At 58.5% G+C, this 875-nt stretch carries 2 protein-coding genes; both read left to right on the forward strand.

All coding sequences use genetic code 11. The features are described 5' to 3' along the window. On the forward strand, positions 1 to 262 hold a 262-nt coding region (locus EVJ22_RS15510), incomplete at its 5' end, for a hypothetical protein (protein ID WP_158625543.1). Between the two features lie 37 nt (positions 263 to 299). Then, positions 300 to 875, forward strand: coding sequence for a transposase (locus EVJ22_RS15255; RefSeq protein ID WP_071397584.1), 576 nt, complete (start codon positions 300 to 302; stop codon positions 873 to 875).

An 875-nucleotide genomic window follows, 5' to 3' on the forward strand; every position in this document is an offset into this window, starting at 1 on the left:
CAGCTTGTTGACTAACATCAATAGAATCGCTCGTCCTTCCGGCGCCCACGCTTTCCGCAGGCAATCCCGGAGCCGCATCGCGACTTATGTCGCTGCTGGGTCTCCGTTGGATTGCTTTCCTGCAGGAGTCGGGGCGCCGTCGGACGAGCAACGCAAACGGTCGCCATCTGGCGGCCGTTTGTCTTTTTCTGAGGCCTCGATGGCCGAAGAAAAAGCCTCGGACATGTTCTTCGAACCGGTAAAAACGGGAAAAGGCAGATAAACGCCGAACCCGTCCGCTGACTAGGGAGGAACCCCATATGTACCGTGCCCACCCGGAGAAGAGACATGAACCGATTCAGACGAAGACCACCCTGGACCAAATGGTCCCGCAAGACCACCTCGTCCGAAAGATCGACCGCCACATCGATTTCTCGATCGTGCACCGCCTTTGCGCGCCGCTGTACTCGAACACCGGACAGCCCGGCATCGACCCCGAGATTATCATCAAGATCATCCTCCTCGGCCCGCTGTTCAACATCCGTTCCGTCCGCCAGACGGTTAAAGAGGTCCAGACGAACCTCGCCTACCGCTGGTTCCTCGGGCTCGGGATTGATGAGAAGGTACCCGACCATTCGACGATCAGCCAGGCCTATCGGCGCCGCTTCAAAGGGAAGGACGTCTTCCAACAGATCTTCGAGGACATCTTGGGTCAGGCCGAAGCCCACGGCTTCGTGTCGGGGCGAATCCTGATCACCGACTCGACCCACATCCGTGCCAACGCGAACAAGAAGAAGTTCGACAAGGTCGAGGTCGAGCGCGTTGTGAACGCGATTGAGGGCGAGCTCCTAGACCGGGTGAACGAAGAACGGTCGGACCGTGGAAAAAAGCGCTGA

The sequence above is a fragment of the Exiguobacterium sp. SH0S7 genome (assembly GCF_004337195.1).
Taxonomy (GTDB): Bacteria; Bacillota; Bacilli; order Exiguobacteriales; family Exiguobacteriaceae; genus Exiguobacterium; species Exiguobacterium aurantiacum_A.